Below are 463 nucleotides of genomic sequence, written 5' to 3'. Positions count from 1 at the left end.
GTCAACGGCACCAGCCATGGTCCGATCGCGCCGGTGCGATCAAAGTTCTTGCCTTGCGTGACGTTGAACTTGGCGTGGCGCACCCAGTCGCGGATCGTGCCTTCGTTGCACAGCGAAAGTGCTGCGATATGGCCGAGCGCGTCGGCCTCGGCGACGCGGCGGCCGCTCTTGCCGATGACGATGACGATTTCGCCCTCGTAGTCGAGCTGTGATGATTCCGGCGGCCGCACCAGCGGCGCGCCATGACCGACGAAGGAACTGGCAAAGCGAATGAACAGCGACGGGTTCGAAGGTGCCGCCTGCCCGTCCTTGTACTCCTCGTTGCGGTCGGGATAGTTGACGCCGACGCAGATGATTTTTTCCGGGGAGGGAATGGGGATGTCGTAGGTGATGGCGTCGAGCGGGAAATCGGCGGCGAAGGCCTCGGCCATCTCCTGGATGGCGCGCTGCTCCTCGGTGAGTT

General features: G+C 63.5%; 1 protein-coding gene. It reads right to left on the bottom strand.

Annotation, left to right across the window (positions count from 1 at the left end):
* Positions 1-463 (bottom strand): fumarylacetoacetate hydrolase family protein (locus EN862_RS34855; RefSeq protein WP_193771628.1); only part of this gene is annotated, 463 nt, incomplete at both ends.

Origin of the sequence: Mesorhizobium sp. M2E.F.Ca.ET.219.01.1.1, assembly GCF_004016445.2 — a bacterium.
GTDB lineage: Bacteria > Pseudomonadota > Alphaproteobacteria > Rhizobiales > Rhizobiaceae > Mesorhizobium.
Note: the sequence above shows the minus strand (reverse complement) of the source record. Positions and strands in the feature narration are given on the sequence as shown.